This window comes from Butyrivibrio sp. NC2007 (genome assembly GCF_000421405.1).
In the GTDB taxonomy this organism is placed as follows: Bacteria; Bacillota; Clostridia; order Lachnospirales; family Lachnospiraceae; genus Butyrivibrio.
Map to the genome: position 1 here is coordinate 231,305 of NZ_ATWY01000004.1, position 22,748 is coordinate 254,052.

A 22,748-nucleotide genomic window follows, 5' to 3' on the forward strand; every position below is an offset into this window, starting at 1 on the left:
CAAACCCAAAGATTGTCAAGCCATTTTGAACCCAGGGGACGGAGTCAGTGGCTCATAATCTGACAATTAACCGATTTGTCAGATTATGAGCCACTGACTCCGTCCCCTGGGTTCATTACCGGTTCAACTCGCTCTGGGGACCGTCAGAGTGGTGATTTCTGATGATGCTGTCAATTACCTGCTTGTCACATGCAGGAAGATCACCCGGTACTGTGTTCTTAACGCTGGAGGTTGCATTTCCGTAGAAAAGAGCTTTCTCCACGTCATCATACTCAAGAAGTCCGTACAAAACACCGGATACATACGCATCACCGGAACCGATCCTGTCGATTACGTCGATGCCTGTATAAGGCTTTTCGGTGTAGAACTTATCTTCCTTGGCGCTGTAGATGGTTGAAGTAAAGTTATGCTTTTTAGGGCTGATTACTTCGCGCTGGGTTGTGCAGACAATCTCTACAGGATAATCCTGCGTATAGCTCTTCATAATATCGGAGAGCTCTCCTTCTTTTTGCATCATGCGCCTTGAAGTCTCCTCGGAAACAAAGAGAATATCAACATAGGGCAGAATGCTCTTAATAGCTGCCCTTGCCTCTTCTTCACTCCAGAGGTTTGCTCTGTAGTTGCAGTCAAAAGACACCTTCGCTCCCGCAGCCTTAAATCTCTTTATCATCTCTGTGGTAACTTCGCAGGTATTCTTGTTGAGCGCCAGAGTTATACCGCTGGTATGGAACATTCTTGTATTGGAATATACACTCTCAGGAATTTCATCAAGGCTTATCCTTGTAATCGAGGAATTCATTCTGTCATAGACAATGGAGGGCTTTCTGGGCGCAGCTCCATTTTCATAGTAATAGATACCAAGACGAGCCTCAGGGGCATCGTCATAGATAAGATAATCATCTGAAACACCCTCAAACCTTATCCTGTTCTTGATAAAGGTTCCGAGAGCATTCTTGGGAAGTCTCGATATAACGCCGGTGCGCATGCCCAAAAGAGCTACACCGGACGCCACATTGAGCTCGGATCCGCCGGCTCTTTTATCAAACACATCTCCCCTGGTCATTAGTTCGTAATTGGGTGGAGAAAGTCTAAGCATTATTTCTCCAAAGGTCAAAAGATCAAATCTTCCATCTCCCATAGCCGGCCTCCTTATTCACCATCAAAACTACAGACTATCTGCAGACAACTATATGATAATATATGAGAAATGCAAGTGTAAGGGCTTACATTGTTGATAATATTGATTATTTTGAACAAAAAAACAGGGGATAGCGATCATCCCCTGGAAGTATCTCTGTCGTTATATTTTGAGAGCACGACTTCGCCCTTCTTTAATGTCTCTTTTACATCAATGACTCTCTGGTTTGAGGAGCCCCTGAATCTCAGCATCAGGTCTTTCTTATCAAGCATGAACTCTCCGTCCACCAAAACATCAGTCATCGCAAGGATTGCATCGGTATCTTCACCGTGGCATCTCTTGTTGTCAGGATCTGTAAGCTCCTCCCACAGATACCCCGAATAGATCCAGATGGTGGCCCTTGGGACTTCCTTTTTTATCCTCTCAAGAAGCGGTCTTATCTCCTTCTGGTTTACTATCTCCATAGGCTCTCCACCAAGAATGGTAAGACCATCAATATATCCCGGCTTAAGAGACTCAACAAGGTCATCCTCAACCTCTTTTGTATAAGGCTGACCGTAATTAAAGTCCCAGGTCATCTCATTAAAGCACCCCTTGCAGTGATGAGTGCAGCCCGATACGAAAAAGGCTGTTCTGCATCCCACTCCGTTGGCAACGTCATTGTAATAAACCTGTCCGTAATTCATAACTTCGATCCTCTAAATTACAATACAAGCCGGACTTTATCTGCCCGGCTTGTATCTGTATTTCATACTTTTTCAATAACCCCCAAGCGATACCTTACACGGGTTCGCCATTAAACATATTATCAGCAGGAAATCTTAGGGTTGGACATGTGAAGAACCCTCTCCTTGATCTCCTGAGTACGTCCCTGATTCCAGAACTGGGTTCCGATATATCCACAGGTACGTCTTGCAACGTTCATCTTGTTCTGATCGCGGTTACCACAGTTAGGGCACTCCCAGATAAGCTTTCCGTCTGTATCGGTAACGATCTTGATCTCTCCGTCATATCCGCAGCACTGGCAGTAATCTGACTTGGTGTTGAGCTCTGCGTACATGATGTTCTCATAAATGTACTTCATAACAGAGATAACAGCCTCAATGTTGCTGTTCATATCAGGAACCTCAACGTAACTGATAGCTCCTCCCGGTGAAAGAGCCTGGAACTCAGCTTCAAACTTAAGCTTTGTGAAAGCATCGATCTGCTCTGTTACGTGTACGTGATAGCTGTTTGTAATGTAGTTCTTGTCAGTAACCTCAGGAATGATTCCAAATCTCTTCTGAAGAGCCTTGGCAAACTTATAGGTTGTTGACTCAAGAGGCGTTCCGTAAAGTGAGAAGGATACATTCTCTTTAGCACGCCATGCTGCGCACTTGTCATTGAGGAACTGCATAACCTTAAGTGCGAAATCCTTACCTCTTGGATCTGTGTGGGATACACCCTTCATGTACTTGGTACACTCACAAAGTCCTGCATAGCCAAGGGAAATTGTTGAGTAGTTTCCGAAAAGAAGTGGATCAATCTTTTCACCCTTCTCAAGTCTTGCAAGTGCTCCATTCTGCCAAAGGATAGGAGCTACATCTGAAGGAGTACCAAGGAGTCTGTTGTGTCTTGCCATCAGTGCTCTGTAGCAAAGCTCACATCTCTCATCGAGGATCTCCCAGAATCTGTCCTCGTCCTTAGCGGATGAACATGCAACATCAACGAGGTTAAGAGTTACAACACCCTGGTTGAATCTTCCGTAATACTTGTGTGTTCCTTCTGTATAATTCTTGGCCTTAGCCTTGTTTCCTGCGTTGCAAAGTCCCTCTGCAAGAGCTTCATTATCGGGAGTAAGGAATGATCTGCATCCCATGCAAGGATAAACATCACCCTTCTTGAGCTCTTTCATCTTCTTGGCTGAGATGTAATCAGGTACCAGTCTCTTGGCTGTGCACTTAGCTGCCAGCTCTGTGAGGTACCAGTACTTGGAATCCTCAGTGATGTTATCCTCATCGAGAACGTAGATGAGCTTAGGGAATGCAGGTGTTATGAGCTGACCCTTCTCATTCTTGACACCGTAGATACGTTGCCTTAGCATCTCTTCGATGACCATTGCAAGGTCGTCTCTCATCTGTCCCTCAGGAACTTCATCGAGGTACATATATACTGTAATGAAAGGAGCCTGACCGTTTGTGGTCATAAGTGTGATTACCTGATACTGGATAACCTGGCATCCTCTCTCGATCTCTTTCTTAACTCGCATCTCTGCGATCTCATCAACCTGTTTCTTGTTGATCTTCATGCCGGCTGTCTCGAACTCAAGAGCAACTTCCTTGCGGAATTTCTGTCTGCTGACATCAACAAAAGGAACCAGGTGTGAAAGTGTAATAGACTGTCCGCCGTACTGTGAGCTTGCGATCTGTGCAATTGCCTGAGTTGCAATATTACAAGCAGTTGAGAAGCTCTTGGGACGCTCGATCATGGTCTCGGAGATAACGGTTCCGTTCTGAAGCATATCCTCAAGGTTTACCAGACAGCAGTTGTGCATGTGCTGAGCAAAGTAGTCAGCATCATGGAAGTGGATAAGACCTTCCTCGTGAGCCTTAACAACATCATCGGGAAGAAGGAATCTCTTTGTGATATCCTTACTTACTTCGCCTGCCATATAGTCTCTCTGAACGCTGTTAACAGTAGGATTCTTGTTTGAATTCTCCTGCTTAACCTCTTCGTTGCTACACTCAATAAGAGACATGATCTGCTCATCGGTTGTGTTGGACTTTCTAACCAGAGCATGCTTATAACGATATGTGATATATTTCCTTGCAACCTCAAACTTGCCGGACTTCATCAGGCCATCCTCAACCATGTCCTGAATCTCCTCCACGCTGGCTGCACGGGTAAGAGAGGCGCACTGTTTTTCAACAGCTTTCTCGATGTCACTGATCTGACCGTCTGTCAGCTTCTTCTCCTCAGTAACCTCGTTGTTGGCCTTTTCAATCGCAGCGATAATCTTGCTGCCGTCAAAGGCAACTTCTTTTCCGCTTCTCTTTATTATCTTCATAACTAACCCCTTTCCTTTCGAAACACCTTCCGTCCACAATATCTTGTGGTCACATAAATATGATAATACATTATATGGGATAATTCAAGCTCAAAAATTTCGAACTTTTTCCAGACGCAAATGCAGTCTTTTTAGGTGTTCCAGCGTTTCTCCCCCGGTTATCTCTTTTCCGGAAAAATAATATTCCGTGTTTTTCATCCACGACATTTCGTTATTTTTGTCAAAAGACATATCTATATCTTGTGCCATATCCAGAGAAAGTACATCTGCAAGATGTCTTACCGTACCTCTGTTACCGTCTATCAAAAGAGTCTCCTGACCAAAGTACTCTCTATAGAGAGGTTTAAAGTAATTAAAATGAGTACATCCAAGAACCAGTGCGCAGTACTTCTCCTTATCGAAAGCTCCAAACTGCTGGGTTATGTACTCTTTTACAGCCTCCGATTCAAACTCCTCGCGCTCTGCAAACTCCACAAGCTTAGGCATTGCCAGAAGGTCAACTCTGTGGTCCTCGTCAACTCTGTGGAGCAGGTCTTTAAGCTTATCCTGCCTTATGGTGACAGGCGTTGCAATGACCATGATGCGCTTTCCTTCTGTGCCTTCTACCGCGGGCTTAACTGCCGGCTCCATTCCAAGTATCGGAATATTGTAGTTTTTGCGAAGCTCCTTGATGGCGACGCTGGTAGCTGTATTGCATGCAACAACAATTGCTCCGGCTCCCTTTTCTATAAGAAAGTCCGCTATCTTGGTTGCATAGCCGACTATCTGCTCAGGGGTCTTGGTCCCGTAAGGCACATTTTCTGTATCCGCATAAAAAATGAATTCCTGTTTCGGAAGCAGGTGATACGCCTCGTGCAAAACCGAGAGGCCTCCGATGCCGGAATCAAAAATTCCTATCTTCATATTTCTTTTTCCTCTGTGTTACAATAAACTCATGAGTGAAAAAATATTTGATGAACTTCAAAAACTGTATGACAACTCAAAGGTCGGTGCCCTGGTTCAGGAGATCTGCGAATACTACGCAACAAGAGTCGGGTATGAGGATGATTCCTACGAGGATGAGATAGAACCTCACGAGATCGTGGAATCCGCCTATATTCTCTTTTGTCTCCAGTCCAGAGAGCAGATCCTTGATGAGTTTGCTATTGTCAGAAAAAGGTATCCAACGCTCTATGAGCCCGTCGGAGCCTTCCACAACAACCTGCTTATCAACATGGATTATGGCAGGCTTGAAGGCGAGTGCGCCACAAGAATTGCAAATTATGCCAAGGACACCACAGAAAAAGAGGTTCTCTCGCACGTAGAAACCTTCGCACGTTCAAGCGAAAACCTCTCTGAAGGTCTTGATAAATTTTATGGCTGGCTCCACACAAGGAGCCGTTAAAACCACTGAAGTCATTCAGTGGTTTTTATTTTTCCTTGAGATACTTCATGGAGGCATATACCTGCTGCCCGTCAACCTCAACAAGGGCCCAGGAGCCATCCTCCGAAACAGCTATTCTCTTAAGTTCATCGCCTTCCGGAACCATTCCGACAACAGTCTCGCTGCTTGCTGAACTTGGCACGGAACGAATATTTAAGGTGCTTGCACCGGTAACTACCACCGTGTCGTTCTTTTCAACAAATCCGGCAGGAATCGCAACAGCTACATTCGCTGAAGGCGCTTCATCCGGGTCAGGCGCCAGGTACCTGTCATAAACCTTGACTTTGAGAAGCATGGCGATAAAGGCAAGGATCACAACTCCGGTGATAATGGACGCAATGCGCACCACAAGCTTCATGCTCGCATCGCCGTCATCGCCATCCTCATCCTCTTCATAGTACTCCTCATCACCGTCGTACTCTTCATCGTAATCCGGCTCTTCCTCAGGTTCAAACTGCTCTCTTGGAGGTCTTCTCCTTGGCTCGGAAGGTCTCTTTCTCCTCTCTTCCGGACGAGGACGTTCTTCTTCCCGATCCCTTTCCTGCTCTTTAGCCGCAGATTCTCCCTGCTCCTTCTGGCGCTGACGGATGTACTCTTCTCTCTCATCGGCGCTGAGGAACTGATAAGGATCCTCGATCTCGATATTCATTGTATCCTGAGATACAGGCTCCGGTGTTACAGCTTTATTCTTATAGTCTTCAAAACTTGTGATCTTATCTGACAAAACTTTTCCCCCGGTCTCCTTAAAAAGTGCTGGCTTTTTAGGCCAGCACTTTGTCGATTATTCCCTGTAATTTTGCTTTGTTAAGTGCTCCGACTGCTGTCTCCACAACCTCGCCGTTCTTAAAGAAAGCGAACATTGGAATTGACATTACTTTGTACTTCTGAGCGATATCAGGTGACTGGTCAACATTGATCTTACCAACCTTAAGTTCCCCTTCGTACTCCTCTGCGAACTCGTCGATCATTGGAGCCATCATTTTGCAAGGGCCGCACCAGTCTGCTGAAAAATCAACAAGTACCGGCAGTTTGCTCTTAAGCACTTCTTCTTCGAAATTCTGGCTGTTTAATGTGTAGTCCATTTAGATTACTCCCCTTTCTTTCTGCTGATTATGTATTTGTAGATGGGGTTTCCTTGCCCCGAAAATCGTTCTTCGTACTCTGTCATTACATTGCCGGCGTTCATCACTTCGTCGTGATGAAGGTCACGTGTTACGGCATCCAGATGCCAACCGGCCGGCTCGATCTCTTCAAGTGCGAAATTGAAAAGATCCTCATTGTCCGTCTTGAACTCAACCACTCCATCAGGTACCAGGATCTGATCATAACGCTTTAAGAACTCTCTTGACGGAAGTCTTCTCTTGGCGTGTCTGTCCTTGGGCCATGGATCTGAGAAATTCAGGTATATCCTTCCAACTTCTCCCGGCGCAAAGACTTCTGTTATGGTCTCCGCATCCATTCTGATGAAGATGATATTCGGCAAAAGAAGCTGCTCCTGTTTCTGAATAGCCCTTAAAAGAACACTTGAGTATTTCTCGATTCCAACGTAGTTGATATCCGGATGAAGAGCTGCCATATCCATAAGGAATCTGCCCTTACCCATGCCTATCTCAATATATATATCGTTGTCATTTCCAAATACCTCTTTCTTCCAGAGGCCTTTTTTCTTCTCAGGATCCTTGACGGTAAAGCTTGAGTCGGCTATTACTTCTCTTGATCCTGCAATGTTACGTAAACGCATTTTTCTTCCTGCCTGTAAATCTATTAATAAGAATTTTACACCATTTGCCCGAAGTTTGGAAGTATTGTATTATAAGCTTGTCATGAAGACTACATATAATAACATAAGAAGAAATTTAATATACAAGGCATTTATCGCAGTCTTTGCGATCCTGTTTCTTAGCGTATCCGTCTGTGATGTGTCTTTTGCTGCAACGGACTACGAGGCAGAAGCGCAGCTCCGCAAGGAACTGCCCATCCAGTCCAATGATATAAACTCCTGGCCCCATGGCCCTGAGATCACTGCAGAAGCTGCAATTGTCATGGAAGCCGGCACAGGAACCATCCTCTATGCCAAGAATATAAATGAAGAACTCTATCCCGCCAGTACCACCAAGATCATGACCTGTCTATTGGCGGTGGAGAATGCGTCTCTTGCAGACGAGATCTCTTTTTCCGACGAGGCAGTATTCTCCGTTCCGAAGGGAGGCTCCAACATCGGAATGGATGTGGGGCAGTCCATCACCTTAGAGCAGGCTCTGTACGGAATCATGGTCGGCAGTGCCAACGAGGTGGCCAATGCAGTTGCCGAGCACGTAAGCGGAAGCATCTCCGCCTTTGTTGACCTGATGAATGAGCGGGCAAAAGAGCTTGGCTGCACCAATACACACTTTTCAAACACCAACGGCCTTCAGGCGGATGATCACTACACCAGCGCCTATGACCTGGCCCTTATTGCAAGAGCTTTTTTCTCAAACGAGCTTTTGTGCAAAGTCGGTAACACCGCAAGATACCACTTTGAAGCCACAGATACTCAGCCCGATGACTTTTATCTGAACAACAAGCACAAGCTCATAAGCGGAGAGATGACCTACGAGGGTATTGTAGGTGGTAAGACCGGCTATACGGACCTTGCGAGAGAGACCCTTGTAACCTGCGCAGAAAAGGACGGCCTTAAGCTGATCTGTGTGGTTCTGATGGAAGAGTCGCCCTCCCAGTTCACCGACACTGTTACACTTTTTAACTACGGCTTTAATAACTTCAAGACAGTCAACGTAGCGGATGAAGATAGCAGATACATGCCCGATGATTCACTGTTCTTTGAGTCAGACAGGGACGTATTCGGAAGATCCGGAACCATCTTAAAGCTCAGCAGAAACGATCAGATCATAATCCCCAAGACCTCTTCCATCGAGGATACGGATTACGAGATCCTCTACGACCTGACGGATGAGGAAAAGAGCCAGATCCCCACTGCCATTGCCAAAGTTGCCTACACCTTTAACGGCGCGCCTATAGGTAATGCCTACGTATGCTACTCGCCCACATCAAAAGATGCTGTCGAGGATACAGCTACTTCTGATAAGACCATATTCATAAATGTGAAGATACTTCTTGCGATTGCCGGCGGGATACTTATTCTTGCGACGATCATCGGCTCCATTACGACCCTGGCTGTTTCAGGGAAAAAGATATACACAAAAAGTGATAAGCTTCGCTACAACCGCAGGAAAAGAGAATACAAAAAGACAAAATTTAAATCAAAAAAATTTTAAGACTGTGAGGGAATAATATGATATACGAAGAATTTGCCATCAAAGAAAACGGCTCCCTTGAAGGAGCCAAGCTGACAGTATATATTCAGCAGTATTCCGAATCGCTGAAGATCAATGAGCGTCCTCTTATTCTGCTCTGCCCGGGAGGCGCTTATGCCTACACTTCAGACAGAGAGGCAGAGCCCATCGCCCTTGCATTTCTGGCAAAGGGCTACCACGTTGCAATCCTTAGATACTCCTGTGCTCCGGCTGTTTTCCCAACTGCTCTTATGGAGCTCGGAAGGAGCATTCTTCTTATAAGAGAGCATGCAAAAGAGTGGCACGTCAAGGAAGACTCCATTGTCATTCAGGGATGCTCCGCCGGCGGACATCTGGCTGCAAGCTATGCCTGCAACTGGATGAACGACTTTTTGGCAGACGGTATGAACATCACCTACGCTGACAGAATAAAGCTTCGTCCCAACGGCCTTATGCTCTGCTATCCTGTTATTACTTCGGGGAAATTTGCTCACCATGACTCCATTAAGAATCTTCTTGGAGACAACTACCATGAGCTGAAAGAAATGATGTCCCTGGAAAATGCTGTTAATGAGCATGTTCCAAGGACATTCATATGGCACACATTTACTGATGCTGCTGTTCCGGTTGAAAACTCACTGCTCTTTGCTACTGCCCTCAGGGCACATGATATTAACACTGAGCTCCATATATTCCCGGAAGGCTGTCACGGCCTTGCTCTGGCTAATGAGCTTACAGCAAGTCTGGAGATGAAGGAGATTGCTCCTTGTGCTGAGCCGTGGATCGATCTTGCTGCTACCTGGATGAAAAAGTACTGGTAATTACATAATTCCTTCTACGAATTCTGCTACCTTCTTCATATCAGCTGTAGGCTCGAAGCGGGCAACAACATTTCCCTCTCTGTCTACAACGAACTTTGTGAAGTTCCACTTGATCTCAGGATTGTTCTTGTAATCCTTGTCGATCTTCTTGAGCATTACACCCATAGCAAGGGCTGCAGGGCCTTTTCCGAATCCCTCAAAGCCCTTCTGGCTCTTTAAGAACTTGTAAAGAGGAAGTGCTCCCTCACCATTTACTTCAGACTTCTTCATCTGAGGGAACATTGTGTTGTAATGAAGCTGGCAGAACTCGTGGATCTCTTCGTCTGTTCCGGGTGTCTGTCCTGCGAACTGGTTGCAAGGGATGTCAAGGATCTCAAGTCCCTTGTCATGAAGCTTCTCATACATAGCCTCGATATCTTTATAGTGTGGTGTGAATCCGCAGCCTGTTGCTGTGTTTACTACAAGCACTACCTTGCCCTTGAAGTTCTCCATTGAAACTTCATTTCCCTGTGCATCTGTTACTGAATAATCATAAAAGCTCATGGTAAATCCTCCTTTTGAATTCCATAAACAACTGTATCTACTGTATCCAAAGGCTCGATATTTATTTGCATATATATCTGCTTGTCTCTGTATACAATCATATTGTGTGCAATCTATTTTGTCAATACCTGTTGCAAATATTTTTTTCTCCTCTTATGATTAATCCATGAGTAACTATATTGTCTTTGACCTTGAGTGGAATCAGGGTGATGCGCCTGTGACGAAGGATAACAAGACACTGGTCTTTGAGATCGTTGAGATCGGCGCTGTTAAACTGAATGAAAAGAGAGAAAAGATCGATGAGTTCGCAAGACTCATAAAGCCTCAGGTCCACAAGCACATGCACCGTATCACCGGTAAGCTCATCCACCTCTCAATGGAGGACCTTGAACAGGGAGAGAGATTTCAGGATGTAGCAAAAGAGTTTTTGGAGTGGTGCGGGGAAGATCCCAAGTTCTGCACCTGGGGACCGCTCGATCTTACGGAATTCCAGCGCAATTTGGATTTCTTTGGCATGCCTCTTTTGTCCGACAGGCCCCTTGCCTTCTATGATGTACAGAAGCTCTACAGCCTGGCCTTCGACAACGGCAAATCCAGAAGGGGACTTGAGTCTGCCATCGACGAGCTTGGAATTGAAAAGGACATTCCCTTCCACAGAGCACTTGCAGACGCTGAGTACACCGCCAAGATCTTTGGGCGCCTCGGAGAAAAGGCCCTTACCAGGATCTCTTTTGACACCTATGTAACCCCCAAGACCAAGAAGCAGGAAATACGGATAACCTTCGACAACTACGAGAAGTACATCTCCCGTGAGTTTGCCAACAAGGAAGATATCCTTGAGAATATCGAGATCATGAGCACCAAGTGCTATCTCTGTAAAAAGAACCTTAAGAGAGTCGTCAAGTGGTTCACCCCCAACGGCAAGCACTACTACTCTGTCGCCTACTGCGAAAAGCACGGCTATATGAAGGCCAAGGTGCGCATCAAAAAGGCAGAGAACGACAAGCTCTATGTGGTCAAAACCTGCCGGTTCATCTCAGGCGAGGACATGGACGATCTTAAAAAGAAACACAGAAAGATAAAAAAGAGACTAAAAAGCAAGGACAATGACGACTGACATGGATTTTCAGCTTACAACCCTGTGCTATCTCGAGCGCGATGATAAGTACCTCATGATGCACAGGATTTCCAAAAAGAATGATATAAACAAGGACAAATGGATCGGTGTAGGCGGTCATTTTGAAGGCACCGAGAGCCCTGAAGAATGCGTTAAAAGAGAAGTTTTTGAGGAGACAGGCTTTGATATTCCCTTAGAGGATTTTGCCTACAGAGCAGTAATTACCTTTGTTTCCGACAAAGGCGATTATGAACTGATGAGTCTTTTTACAGCAAAGTGTCCTGATGGAGAACCCAAGGAGTGCAGCGAAGGTAAGCTCGAATGGGTTAATAAGAAGGATGTTTATGATCTAAATCTCTGGGAAGGAGATAAGATTTTCTTTAGACAGCTTGAAGAAAGCAGAGATTTCTTTTCCCTGAAAATGGCCTACGATAAAGAGGACAATCTAAGGCTCGCAATCTTAAACGGGAAGGAGCTTACACTTGGAAGAAAAGAGCTTTGAATTTCTTGCAGGAAGAGTCAGGGATCTGGCAAACAGAGCTTACCAGAACGGTTTTGTGACCCACACGGATTTCCTCTCACTCTCTGAGCTCTCTCACTTTTATAAGATGCTCGCATCCGAAGGTGTATCTTCAAATGTCCATGAATACTGTGGTTCTCACTACGTAATCTACGGTGGTTTCGATGATGCGGAGAGGGCAATGATATGTTTCCTTCCGGATTATATGGATGAAGAGACCTTTTTATTATCGGAAAAGACTGAGCCATCGGTTTTATCCTGCGTACATATAACACCGCTTAATAGCAAGTTCTCCGATGACTTAAATCACAGGGATTATCTTGGTTCTCTTATGAACTTAGGAATAGAGCGAGATCAGATCGGCGATATACTGACCGGAGATAAAGAAGCTTTTGTCTTTGCCACTACTGAGATTGCAGAGATGATCTGCAAAGAGCTCGTCAGAATTAAGCACACCTCGGTAAAATGTGAGAAGGTCAGCTCTTCTGACTGCGATATAAGGCCGGCATTTGAAGAGATAGGCGGAAGTGTTGCCTCCGAGAGGTGCGATGCCATCATTGCTTTTGTGTACCACTTATCGAGAAGTGAAGCCCAGAAGCTCATTGAAGCAGAATCAGTCTATATCGACGGAAGAACTGCTTACAGCGGAGGTTACGACTTAAAGCCCGGGAGCAGAGTTTCCGTAAGAGGCCATGGGAAGTTCATCTACGACGGACCATCCGGAACCACCAGAAAAGGAAGACTCTTTGTAAACGTAAGGAAATTCGTATAATACTAAAAGCAAACATAAAGCCACCACTTCAAAACTGAAGTGATGGCTTTTATTATGGTTTGATTTATTCTACTTCAAAAGCCTCTGACCAGTAATCCTGACCGTAGATATCAGTGAATCTGTAGGTTACGAGAGCCTTTCCGTCGCCAAGGTAGGTGTTGCTGATCTTCATGTCAGACATGCTGCCCTTAACGGTCATGGGCTCACCAAGATAGTAGCTGTCCTGATAGGTCTTGTCATATCCGTAGTAGTCACATACGAAGTCGATGACATCTCCCTCTGCAAGCTCTGTTGTGTTCTTGGCTATTGTCTCTGTCTCGCCCTCTACGTAGTCGTAGCAAGCACCTGCCACATATCCGTCCTCATTCTCAGAATCAAATACCAGGATGAGATTACTTCTTACATCATTGATGTAGCAGGGAACACGGCCTGTGATCGCGTAGCTGTCTTCTGTTCCCTGAATGTCGATAACGTAGTAAGCAACAACCTGTCCGTCTATGGAGATCCAGGTCTTATCGTTCTGGGTCTTAAGATTGCCGTCCTCATCAAAATCAAATATGTTATCAAGTCCAAGGTCCACATAGCCTTCGCCATCATCGTAAAATACGTTGAGGGCCAGATCCTGAACCAATCCCCACTGTTCTTCTGAGAGCTTTATGACGTCCTCACCTGCATCATTTGTGCTCCAGAAAAGAGCTGTTGAATCAAATTTATGCTCCGCGATATAGTTCGCTGCCTTCTCAACATCAAGGCTCTTGCCGATGAATGCTCCGCTGGAAGGAGTAAGTCCCGATACACTGCTGAAGTCGCTGGATAAGAAGCTGGTAAGAAGCTGAGTTATAAGCTCTGCTGAACCTGCTCCGTTACTGCTTGCGCTTCCCGAGAAGTCTCCGAAGATCGATCCTACTGGAGTTCCTGTAGCGCTTCCGCCTGCTGCCACCTGACCTGCTGTGCCCATTGAAGCAAAGCTCTGGATACACTTAGCATAGTCCTCATCCATTCCGATGTCGTCATACTCATGAAGCATGTTCTGGACGCTTCCTGACTTCTTGTAAGGGAAGTAGATTGAAAGGCCGTATGCGTTTGTCATGTTGGAGCTGGTTCTGTTGTACTTTATGGCATCCCTTAAGGCTGATGCAAGCTCTTTTGACTCTGTGGTATCCATGCGGGTTGCAAAATCCACAAGGTCAACCTGATCGATCCTTGCCTGAGCAAACTCTCTTGTGCTGCTCCTTGCACCTGATACAGTCTGGAAGTCATTTCCGTTTATCATCTCAGATGTATCCCTGGAGAAATCTGCCAGTTCCTGAGGTACTGTCTCTGAGAGCTCTGAGAGGTCTATGAGAGAAAGAGTGGTCTTCTGTCCCGGGCAGTTTCTTGCACAGGCATCGGTAAAGTCATCAATGATATTCTTACCGATCTGGGTGGTCTCCATGGAAGTGTTCTTGCCAAGAGCTGAAAGCCAGTTTGTGTAATACCAACCGATACCGGGCTCAGTCTCCTCGGAAGCCACGAGGTAATCTGCATAATTTGAAACAACAAGGGCATTTTCTACTGTTGCCATAAGGCAGGTATCAAAGCCCACCATGTCGAAGGTTACTCTGCCGTCCTTCAGGGCCTTGTTTATGCCACCAAGTGACATTGCACCTGCCTGAGGGAATTTCTCATCATAGCCGTATCCGCCGGTGGATCCTCCGCCGTGATCCCAGAAGATAAGGATATTTCTGTTTGCCGGGAAGTTCTTAGATGCCCAGCTGATGTAGCTTGAGAGTGTCTCAGGCTTGGTCATGGCAACATTTCCGAGGTTGTCCTTAAGCAGTTTCATGTTGCCGTTCTTTATCTGATATATCTGGTTGGTGGAGCTTGATACAACATTGTTCTGCCACTGTCTTGCTCCGCCTGTATATACGATGAGGTTGATGTTATCACCGAGGTTTGCGCCGATCATCTCCTGAAGGTCCTTGCTGGCCATTGCGCTTCTGGACTCAAGATCTGCTCCGCACATGTAAACCATGATGGTTACTACATCCTCTCCATTACCCTTGATTACTGTTCTCTTATCGCGGGCTTTGGGAGATACAGATGTGTTGAGCCTTCCTGTGTTGGCATCTGAACTCCAGGCTGCCGATGAACCTGAACTTGCGCCTGAATATGATCCATATCCGCCGCCAAGGAGAGATTCCAAAATGGACATGCCTGATGATCCGGAGGAACTAAGTCCTGTTCCGGTGGATGTTGATGGTGTCGTGGTTGTAGTTGTGGCCGGCGCTGTCTGCGTCGTCTGAGCAGGAGCTGTGTACTGAGAAGTATCACTTATGCTGCTGCCTCCGCCTCCAAGGAAAGACGTAAGTCCTCCGCCGCCTCCGAGTACCAAGAATAAAACGATGATGATCATAAACAACGGACTTCTGCCGCCGGATCTCTGGGGACCTTCGCCTCCGCCCGATCCTGATGATCCCGATGAATAACCTGCACTGTTACCGACAGGGCCTGTGCCCAGTCCTTCTCCTCTTTTATGAACGCCGGAGCCGCCTTCGGTGACATTTTTCTTTCTACCTACAGGTCTGTTTTCCATAATAGCCTCCCGTTTGTCAAAGATTGTCGTACATAGCTATTTTATCACATTCCCGATATATAAACATACTATAAAAAGCGGAAGACTGTGGGCTTAGTCTTCCGCTTTTTTTGGTTATAGAATTACTTGGCGTCTTTTTATTACAGTTCAATACTTCCTGCGCAGATGAGCTTACCTGATCTTCTATCGAAAAGAAGGATGTCTTTTCCATTGATATTGATCTTCTCTTCCTGGCCGATCTGATAAATCACGCCACCGAAGATAACGCTGGTAAGAAGGAACTCACCTACTTTAAGCTTAAGAGTTGACTCCATACCTGTAGGCATCGCACCGTAGATGGTTGTGTCGATCTTTCCGTTGGGATCGATGTCTATTGCCTCAGGGCGGATACCGATAACGAAGTCCTCATCGGTGATCACAGGCTCATCAACGATTGAATCATCCTGCTCTTCCACCTTCTGAATATGGTACTTGAATACCTCGTCCTTGTTGCTCTTCTCAACAGCACCCTTCTGAAGGAGTCTCTGTCTCTCGAACTCAGCCTTATCCGCAGCCTCTTTATCCCTTGCTGCTCTCCACTCTGTAAGGTCCATCTTCTCTGTGGGAACAAATCTTGCCTTGATTCCACCGAGGATATCAAGAGAAAGACTACCGTCACTTCCCTGAGTTCCCTTTGCATCAACAAAGTTCATGGAAGGATTTCCTACGAAGTCGGCAACAAAGAGGTTTGCAGGTCTGTTGTAAACTTCAAGAGGAGCAGCGTACTGCTGAAGCACACCGTTGCTTACAAGACAGATCCTGGTTGCAAGTGTCATAGCTTCCATCTGATCATGTGTTACATAAACGAAGGTTGATCCTGTCTCAACATGGAGTCTCTGGAGCTCATATCTCATCTCGAGACGAAGCTTGGCATCAAGGTTTGACAGAGGCTCATCCATGAAAAGAACCTGTGGCTCCGGAGCCAGGGTACGGGCAATAGCAACTCTCTGCTGCTGTCCACCTGATAACTCTGCAGGATATCTGTCCATGAACATACCGATCTTAACGATTCTTGAACATGCTCTTACCCTTGAATCTATCTCTTCCTTGGAGAGCTTTCTGTTCTCAATCACAGGCTCTCCGTTCTTTGTTACTTCGTACTTGTCATTGAGGCTCTTGCCTTCTTTTTCATATCTGCTCTTAATGCCTGAGAGCTTGCTCTCATACTCTGAAAGCTTGGTCTTTGCAACAGCTGATGCATCGGAAGCTGTATGAATTCCCATAGCATAGAGCTCTTTTGCTGTATAGATAGAGAGGTTGTAGTTGTCGATGAGCTTAACGTAAGCCTTGTTCTCATCGAGCTTGCCATTCTTATCACGGCACTCCTCAACAATCTCTTTTACCTTATTGCCGTTCTGAAGGGCTCTTATAAGGTCTCCTGCCTGCTTGGCTTCAACGTCAAGTACTGGCATCTCCTCGTGGATGTTCTTAAGACCAAAAGAGATGTTCTCATAAACTGTCATGTTTGGCCAAAGGGCGTAGTTCTGGAAAAGGAATCCAACCTTACGCTTGTTGGCAGGAACGTTGATACCTGCGTTTGAATCAAAGACAACCTTATCTCCGATGGTGATCCTTCCCTCTGTTGGTGTCTCAAGACCTGCGATCATACGAAGGATTGTAGTCTTACCACAGCCTGAAGGTCCGAGAAGTGTAATAAAGGAATTGTCCGGGATATTAAGGCTTACATTATCTACGCCGAAGAACTTTCCCCAACGCTTTGTTATATTTTCTAAAATGATTTCCGGCATGATTACTTTCCTCCTATGCCGCTGTCAAGGCTGGCGCCTGTCAGCTTGTTTACTAATGTGTTAAATACAAGAATTGTTACGATGAGAATCAGGTTGATGGCACTTGAGAATGCGTAAAGACCCATCTCATCGAAGTAGTCAAGTGTAGTTGAAAGGATAAAGCCCTGTGTGCAGAGAAGAAGGAACAGGGACAACTCACGAAGACATGTCATGAAGGGAAGAAGATATCCGCTTATGATAGAGGACTTCTGGATCGGAATGATGATCCTGGTCATTCTCTTTATCCATGAGGTGTTCATGATTATCGCTGCTTCCTCGAGCTCGTTGGAGATCTGGAGCATTGAGTTCAGTGAGCTTCTCGAAGCAAATGGTATGTATTTTACAACACCTGCGATAATCAGAAGTGTGTATGTGTTAAACAGATTGATGTGCTCGTTGGAGAAGAGGATGAAGAACGCTGCTCCAACTGCGATTGAAGGCATAAGGTAAGGCAGGAATGCTACGTTGTTTACGTAGTTGGCCCACTTATTTCTTCTCTTCTTTGCTACGGCGTATCCGATCAGGGTTCCGATGGTTCCTGCAATAAGTGCACAGACAACTGCCAGGAACAAGGTTCCGAAGAATGCGTGCCAGATTGTCTTGTTATAGAGGATACCCGGCTGACCGTACATACCGTTCTCTGTAATGTTCTCGTTTGTTACCCACCACTTGTTGGTCAGGTGTGCAAGGTTTCCTGTGTAAAGGAAGCTGTAATCACCAGGGTTTGGAAGGAAGGTCTCAAGAGCGAACAGAACGATGGGCCAGATACTTGTGAAGAATGTGATGATGATGAAAATGATTCCCACAAGGTATTTTCCGACTTTGCCGATCGTAAGCTTTGTGAGCTGACCTGACTTACCGGTTACAGTGGTGTAGTTTTTACGGCTCTTAAGTGAGAGCTGGTTCATTCCAAGGATCAGTACTCCGAAGATCATCATGATGATTGCCAGGATTGAAGCTTCTCCGGTGTATTTACTGTTCATGGAGATGTACTTGGTTGAAAGTGTTGTAAGGCTCAAATAATGTGGTACCGGGTAACTTCCCATTGCACTTCCGAATACCAGAAGGATTGTTGAAAGAATAGCCGGCTTGATCATTGGAAGCGTTACCTTGAACATGATCTTCCACTTCGGTGTATCAAGGATGGTTGCTGCCTCCTCGAGGTTGGCATCCATGTTCTTGAAGATACCGCCTATAAGGATATAGGCAAAGGGTGCGTAGTGAAGTCCAAGTACCATGGCACTTGGGAATACTCCCTGGCACCACCAGTGTGGGAAGTACACATTAAAGATCGCTGCCAGAAGTCCATCAGATGTTCCCGTAACCTTGTTTGAGTAGAACATGTGCTGCCATACAACAGCCAGTGTCCACTGAGGCATGATGTAAGGGAAGATGAAGATGGAGCTTAAGTACTTTTTAAACTTCATATCTGTTCTTGTTACAAGGAAAGCGAAAAGTCCGCCGAACAGAATCGATATAAAGCAGGTAAGTACTGAGAGGATGACCGTGTTAAGAAGCGGTATCCAGAGGTTTGTCTTTGCAAGTTTACTTGTGAAAAGATCTGTGTAGTTAACTATTGTGTATCCGGATACTCTCTTGGTCAGATGCTGATCAATGGTTCCGGGATGGATCGCAAAGGTGTCTTTTACAATTGCGATGATAGGTGCGACAGTACTGAAGGTCAGAACAATCCCAAACAGCAAAAGTATTATATTCTGAGGTTGGGAAAACCATGTCTTTACCTTATTCTTGAAAATCGCACTTTTGTCTGGTTTTGCGATTGTCTGCATGTTATCTCTCCTATATTTTGGGGATGAAGCCTTATGGCTCCATCCCCTTAGATCTTAAATTATTACCGAGTGCTGCTTTGATTATTCGCCCGGAGCGTAGTGATCAAGTACGTCGATCCAGCTTCCTACTGTGAAGGAAACCTCTGAGCAGTATGCAGGATCCTCAAGAACGAGCTCGCCGTCTGTTGTCCACCAGTCATAACCACGGTCGTTCTTTGCAGGGAACTCATCTCCGCCACCCTGTGAGTGCTGGAATTTCTCTTCAACCTCTTTTGCAACGTTAGGATTTGATGAATATCCACCCATATCCTTGCCCCAAGGCTCAAATCCTGACTCTGTGCATGTCATGAATGCGATGAATGCACATGCTGTCCAAGGAAGAGGAGAATTCTTTGTAAGGAAGAGATAGTGGCAGTAGCCGTATCCGCCGATTCCTGTGTAGCCATCCTGGTAAGCTGCTACGTTGATGTTGTTAACTGATACTGTAGCTGACTCCTCAACTGAACGGAGCTTTGAGTAAACAAGAAGTCCTGACTGATCCTTAGCTGATGCATCAACAAGTGTGTTGCAGATAGGGCCGTCATCAGTCTGCTCGTTGTAGTTGTTAACCCAGAGCTTGATCCATGCAAGAGCGTAAGCGCCGTTTGCACCAAGTCCAAGGTCGCTGGCATCTGCCTGCATAGCCTGGATTTCAGGCTCGAAGTATGCCTTCTTTGTATCGTCAAGCTTGTCATAAGCTTCTTTAAGCCATGTTGCGTACTTATCTTCTGTGAGCATCATAAGGAAGTTCTTTCCTACGATCTCAGAGTCAACGCCCATGAAAAGAGGGTGTGAACCTTCATATACGAAGTCCCAGCAGTTTGTGTATGTAGCTGTTCCCTGATTGTTGTACATGAATACCTTGTTAAGTGTCTGAAGAGGAAGGAATCCCTCGTAAGCATCAGCTGTTGTTCCGTTAGCCTCTGCCCACTCCTTAGGAACGAAAGTCTTAAGGATATCTGTGTCAACCATCTTGGACTGAATCTGGTTACCGTCCTGGATAAGAGTCATGGCAAATGTGCCTTCGCTCTTAAGTGAATCGGATGTAAGCTGCTCGAAGATCTTGTTGTTCTTGGGCTGCTGCCACTCGAATTCCATTGAATATGAAGGATCGATAGACTGAAGATACTCGATGAAAACAGGAAGTGCTGACTTACCACGGCTGGAGTTTCCTACACCGTAGAATGTCTTTCCGTTTGACTCTTCGATAGCTTTCTTGGCAAGCTCTTCCATTGTCATGCCCTCTGCCTCAGCGATGATGGCATCGATTCCTGTGAGCTCTTCTGCAGGTGCGCTCTCAGCTGCTGCTGTGTCTGCTGCAGGTGCTGCGTTGTCTGCTGCAGGTGCTGCATCAGATGTTGCCTGCTGTGTATCTGCAGGTGCAGATGTGGTGTTTGCTGCGCTGCCACATCCGGTCATTGCTGAAACAACCATTGTGACTGCTAAGATTGTAGATAATACTTTCTTTTTCACTTTTAACCCTCCTTTTATCTTGCCCCGGCGGGTTTTTTATAAAAAGAAATGTACCCGTCAGGCATTTGTTTGCTTGATAGGTACATTTTAGATTTTGTTTATGATTATTTTGAGATGACAATTCTGATATTATTTGTAAAAAAATGACAAATTTTATTAAATTATTCTTTTCCTGCTATACAGAATTCGGTCACCTATGCTTGTGGCATTTTCAAATCCGATGTCGATAAGTTCCATCGATGCTTCCTTTATGGCAGATTCGAATCCTTCCAGCACTTCATCATATACCCTGAGCGCAGGTTTTTCTCCAAGTCCGACCATTCCCGCCATTGCCCTGAAACTGTCTCTTGTAACTTCATCTATGTTTCTGATTCCGCCTATATTAAAAGACATTTCTCTGGTTGCACTTTCATAAATCAGCGTCCCTATAACATCATAAGCCGGAGCCAGCTTTACCCCTGAGAGGTCAGACTTATAGAGCAAAGAGAAATTCTTGATGTGAGAATCGGTATTTCCTATTACATAGTTAAATACAATTCTCCTCCACAAAGAAAGCTGATCCTCCAGCGGATTGATCGCGTAGAGCCTTAGTATCTTGAACATCCTCTGTGCATAGTTTTGCCCCTCTTTTTCATATTTATCAAAAGAGGCAATTCCCATAGCCTGGGCAAAGTCTTCCTGATGGATTCTATGGGGCAGCTTCAGACCATCAACATATTCTTCTGCCCCTTCGAAGGTCCTGTCATATCTTCTTGTTGCAAAGAGGACCTGGGAATCCAGACCTTTTCCCATGTTTATGATGAAACTTTGAGGAATCTTTATTCCGCATTTTGAAGCAGTAAGCATAGATAACTGCTCATTGGTTACGATTCCATCAAGCCTTATATGACTCTGTTTTACTATATGAGTGCTGGGAGCAAGCCCCACCGGCAGATACCACGAGTCTTCTTTGTCATCATAATAAAGCCCCACTTTGCCTGATGCTCCGGTGAGTGAGAGATGGGTCTTTATCACCAGTTCCGTAGATTTTGTCGCTCCCTCTGATGCAAGTTCTTCAACCTGCTTTGCAGAAAGCGGCTCATAGGAAATGTCTTTATCTTCTTCATCCAGATAGATCCTGAGGGCGCCAAGGCACTCTTTTCCCAGATTATAAAGGATTGAAAGATAATCTCCTTCATCAAAGTGCATATTTCCCGCAATCGCCCTGCGCATGAAACCTTCGGGTAAAAGGCCGTCAAAAAAAATCCGGGTTGCTTCAGGAGAAAAAGGCTCCTTTTGTAAGGGCAGCGATATTGATATCGGATGTGCAAAAGAGCCTGACAGAAACTCCTCAGAATACTTAAACTGCGCGTTATTTGAGGACTCTCCTTCAATTGTTCCTACTTTTATCTGTTTCCTGCCTATCTCAAGACCAACGTTGTACTTTCTCATTTTTATCCCCTTGCTTCCATAGTCAGATCAAGCCCAAGGATACTTGCCAAATAAAGTGCTTTTCCAAGTTCCGCTGTGCTCTTGCCGTTCTCAAGGTCAGAAAGAAAGCTTACACTAAAACCTGTAAACTCAGAGATATAACTCTGGGTGTAGCCAAGTTCCTTTCTGCGCTTCCTAAGTGCAATTCCAAAACTCTTTGCATCGGTTATCTTCATGGCATCTCCTCTTCGCCGTACGAACAAGTTTTTATATCCGGGCACAAAATTAGCCGTACGAACAAATTTATCTGATTCAAGTATAATCTTCGTCGTACGGCTAAGTCAAGTTATTATAAACATCGTGCGAGAAAACCCCTTCCGATGAAATCGGTTGTGGGATGAACCGCACTAGCTTTTCTTTTTGTATTTCCCCGTCTTAATGTATTTGCGCTTGTGTTCTTCTGTTCGCTGATCTTCAATGTATTTTTTGACAGTATCAAGAGAAACGCTTCCGGTAGTTGCACAAAAGTAACTTGCACTCCAGAAGGGTGAATCTCCCCACAGATACTTTTCTATATGAGTCCTATATGTATTTCTCACTTCTTTGGAAAGCTGTGATTTTAACGAGTTGATGAGTTTTACAGGTGCCACATCAGGTGGCATGGAGATCAGCAGATGCATGTGATCGACATCTGTCTCAACGGAAATGAGTTCGCTGTTCATGCGTCCACAGAGGTAAGCGGCGTAATTCTTCATGAAATCACCGATCTCATCTGTGATCACTTTCTTTCTGTATTTAGTCACGAAAATTACATGGTATGTGAGTTTGTATACGGAATGTGAGCCTCTTCTGTACTCGTTCAGGATATCTGATTCTGCTATTGATTTTTGCATAAATTTACTCCTTATCTAAAGAGAACATATGTTTGCATATTTCTGAAATATGTGCTATAATACTAACTA

Annotated in this window: 21 protein-coding genes; 6 read left to right on the forward strand and 15 right to left on the reverse strand. The window is 45.3% G+C overall.

Annotated features, from left to right (window positions below; translation table 11 throughout):
- Positions 1 to 115: 115 nt before the first annotated feature.
- The 4 genes from G632_RS0105055 to murI all read right to left on the reverse strand — a co-directional run bounded on the left by G632_RS0105055 (position 116) and on the right by murI (position 5,087).
- Positions 116 to 1,138, reverse strand: a complete 1,023-nt coding sequence (locus G632_RS0105055) for a sugar kinase (RefSeq protein ID WP_022767943.1) — start codon at positions 1,136 to 1,138, stop codon at positions 116 to 118.
- 137 nt (positions 1,139 to 1,275) lie between these two features.
- A complete protein-coding gene (nrdG, locus tag G632_RS0105060; RefSeq protein ID WP_022767944.1) occupies positions 1,276 to 1,824 on the reverse strand; it encodes an anaerobic ribonucleoside-triphosphate reductase activating protein in 549 nt (182 codons plus the stop codon).
- A gap of 122 nt (positions 1,825 to 1,946) precedes the next feature.
- Positions 1,947 to 4,184 carry an anaerobic ribonucleoside-triphosphate reductase gene (gene nrdD / locus G632_RS0105065; protein ID WP_022767945.1) on the reverse strand — a complete coding sequence of 746 codons (2,238 nt, stop codon included), beginning with the start codon at positions 4,182 to 4,184 and terminating at the stop codon, positions 1,947 to 1,949.
- 90 nt (positions 4,185 to 4,274) lie between these two features.
- A complete protein-coding gene (gene murI / locus G632_RS0105070) occupies positions 4,275 to 5,087 on the reverse strand; it encodes a glutamate racemase (RefSeq protein WP_022767946.1) in 813 nt (270 codons plus the stop codon).
- Here murI and G632_RS0105075 point away from each other — a divergent pair.
- Positions 5,059 to 5,568 (forward strand): hypothetical protein, encoded by a 510-nt coding sequence (locus G632_RS0105075; RefSeq protein WP_155828841.1) that lies wholly within the window; start codon positions 5,059 to 5,061, stop codon positions 5,566 to 5,568. The two genes, murI and G632_RS0105075, sit on opposite strands and share 29 nt — an antisense overlap.
- Before the next feature lie 25 nt (positions 5,569 to 5,593).
- Here G632_RS0105075 and G632_RS0105080 read toward each other — a convergent pair whose 3' ends face one another.
- Genes G632_RS0105080 through trmB form a run of 3 tightly spaced genes read right to left on the reverse strand, consistent with a single transcriptional unit; the run spans position 5,594 to position 7,348 of the window.
- Entirely contained in the window at positions 5,594 to 6,331 is a 738-nt protein-coding gene (locus tag G632_RS0105080; RefSeq protein ID WP_022767948.1) for an SH3 domain-containing protein, read from the reverse strand.
- A gap of 37 nt (positions 6,332 to 6,368) precedes the next feature.
- Complete coding sequence (gene trxA, locus G632_RS0105085; protein ID WP_022764882.1) at positions 6,369 to 6,689, reverse strand: thioredoxin; 321 nt, start codon at positions 6,687 to 6,689, stop codon at positions 6,369 to 6,371.
- A gap of 5 nt (positions 6,690 to 6,694) precedes the next feature.
- Positions 6,695 to 7,348, reverse strand: coding sequence for a tRNA (guanosine(46)-N7)-methyltransferase TrmB (gene trmB / locus G632_RS0105090; RefSeq protein ID WP_022767949.1), 654 nt, complete (start codon positions 7,346 to 7,348; stop codon positions 6,695 to 6,697).
- An 82-nt stretch (positions 7,349 to 7,430) separates the two neighbouring features.
- Between trmB and G632_RS0105095 the strand changes: the two genes are divergently transcribed.
- The gene (locus tag G632_RS0105095) at positions 7,431 to 8,882 is read left to right on the forward strand and encodes a D-alanyl-D-alanine carboxypeptidase family protein (RefSeq protein WP_022767950.1); all 1,452 of its coding nucleotides are present in this window, start codon (positions 7,431 to 7,433) and stop codon (positions 8,880 to 8,882) included.
- Between the two features lie 17 nt (positions 8,883 to 8,899).
- The gene (locus G632_RS0105100) at positions 8,900 to 9,721 is read left to right on the forward strand and encodes an alpha/beta hydrolase (RefSeq protein ID WP_022767951.1); all 822 of its coding nucleotides are present in this window, start codon (positions 8,900 to 8,902) and stop codon (positions 9,719 to 9,721) included.
- Here G632_RS0105100 and G632_RS0105105 read toward each other — a convergent pair whose 3' ends face one another.
- Positions 9,722 to 10,264 carry a glutathione peroxidase gene (locus G632_RS0105105; RefSeq protein ID WP_022767952.1) on the reverse strand — a complete coding sequence of 181 codons (543 nt, stop codon included), beginning with the start codon at positions 10,262 to 10,264 and terminating at the stop codon, positions 9,722 to 9,724.
- Between the two features lie 166 nt (positions 10,265 to 10,430).
- On the opposite strand from G632_RS0105105, the gene G632_RS0105110 reads away from it, so the two are divergent.
- From G632_RS0105110 to G632_RS0105120, 3 genes are read left to right on the forward strand one after another with little or no spacing between them, the layout of a single operon-like run.
- Complete coding sequence (locus tag G632_RS0105110; RefSeq protein WP_022767953.1) at positions 10,431 to 11,381, forward strand: 3'-5' exonuclease; 951 nt, start codon at positions 10,431 to 10,433, stop codon at positions 11,379 to 11,381.
- Position 11,382: 1 nt separating this feature from the next.
- Entirely contained in the window at positions 11,383 to 11,883 is a 501-nt protein-coding gene (locus G632_RS0105115) for an NUDIX hydrolase (RefSeq protein WP_035782018.1), read from the forward strand.
- Positions 11,864 to 12,673 carry a YlmH/Sll1252 family protein gene (locus tag G632_RS0105120; RefSeq protein WP_022767955.1) on the forward strand — a complete coding sequence of 270 codons (810 nt, stop codon included), beginning with the start codon at positions 11,864 to 11,866 and terminating at the stop codon, positions 12,671 to 12,673. The genes G632_RS0105115 and G632_RS0105120 overlap by 20 nt, the downstream gene beginning before the upstream one ends.
- 64 nt (positions 12,674 to 12,737) lie before the next feature.
- Here G632_RS0105120 and G632_RS0105125 read toward each other — a convergent pair whose 3' ends face one another.
- The 7 genes from G632_RS0105125 to tnpA all read right to left on the reverse strand — a co-directional run bounded on the left by G632_RS0105125 (position 12,738) and on the right by tnpA (position 22,679).
- Entirely contained in the window at positions 12,738 to 15,248 is a 2,511-nt protein-coding gene (locus G632_RS0105125; RefSeq protein ID WP_022767956.1) for a clostripain-related cysteine peptidase, read from the reverse strand.
- A gap of 140 nt (positions 15,249 to 15,388) precedes the next feature.
- The gene (locus tag G632_RS0105130; protein WP_022767957.1) at positions 15,389 to 17,035 is read right to left on the reverse strand and encodes an ABC transporter ATP-binding protein; all 1,647 of its coding nucleotides are present in this window, start codon (positions 17,033 to 17,035) and stop codon (positions 15,389 to 15,391) included.
- 2 nt (positions 17,036 to 17,037) lie between these two features.
- The gene (locus G632_RS0105135) at positions 17,038 to 18,864 is read right to left on the reverse strand and encodes an ABC transporter permease (protein WP_022767958.1); all 1,827 of its coding nucleotides are present in this window, start codon (positions 18,862 to 18,864) and stop codon (positions 17,038 to 17,040) included.
- 81 nt (positions 18,865 to 18,945) lie between these two features.
- Complete coding sequence (locus G632_RS0105140) at positions 18,946 to 20,322, reverse strand: hypothetical protein (protein ID WP_442852501.1); 1,377 nt, start codon at positions 20,320 to 20,322, stop codon at positions 18,946 to 18,948.
- A gap of 210 nt (positions 20,323 to 20,532) precedes the next feature.
- Complete coding sequence (locus tag G632_RS0105145; RefSeq protein WP_022767960.1) at positions 20,533 to 21,807, reverse strand: HipA domain-containing protein; 1,275 nt, start codon at positions 21,805 to 21,807, stop codon at positions 20,533 to 20,535.
- Between the two features lie 2 nt (positions 21,808 to 21,809).
- On the reverse strand, positions 21,810 to 22,022 hold the full coding sequence (locus tag G632_RS0105150; protein ID WP_022767961.1) for a helix-turn-helix domain-containing protein: 213 nt from the start codon (positions 22,020 to 22,022) through the stop codon (positions 21,810 to 21,812).
- 171 nt (positions 22,023 to 22,193) lie between these two features.
- Positions 22,194 to 22,679, reverse strand: a complete 486-nt coding sequence (tnpA, locus tag G632_RS18890) for an IS200/IS605 family transposase (protein WP_022767962.1) — start codon at positions 22,677 to 22,679, stop codon at positions 22,194 to 22,196.
- Positions 22,680 to 22,748: the final 69 nt, after the last annotated feature.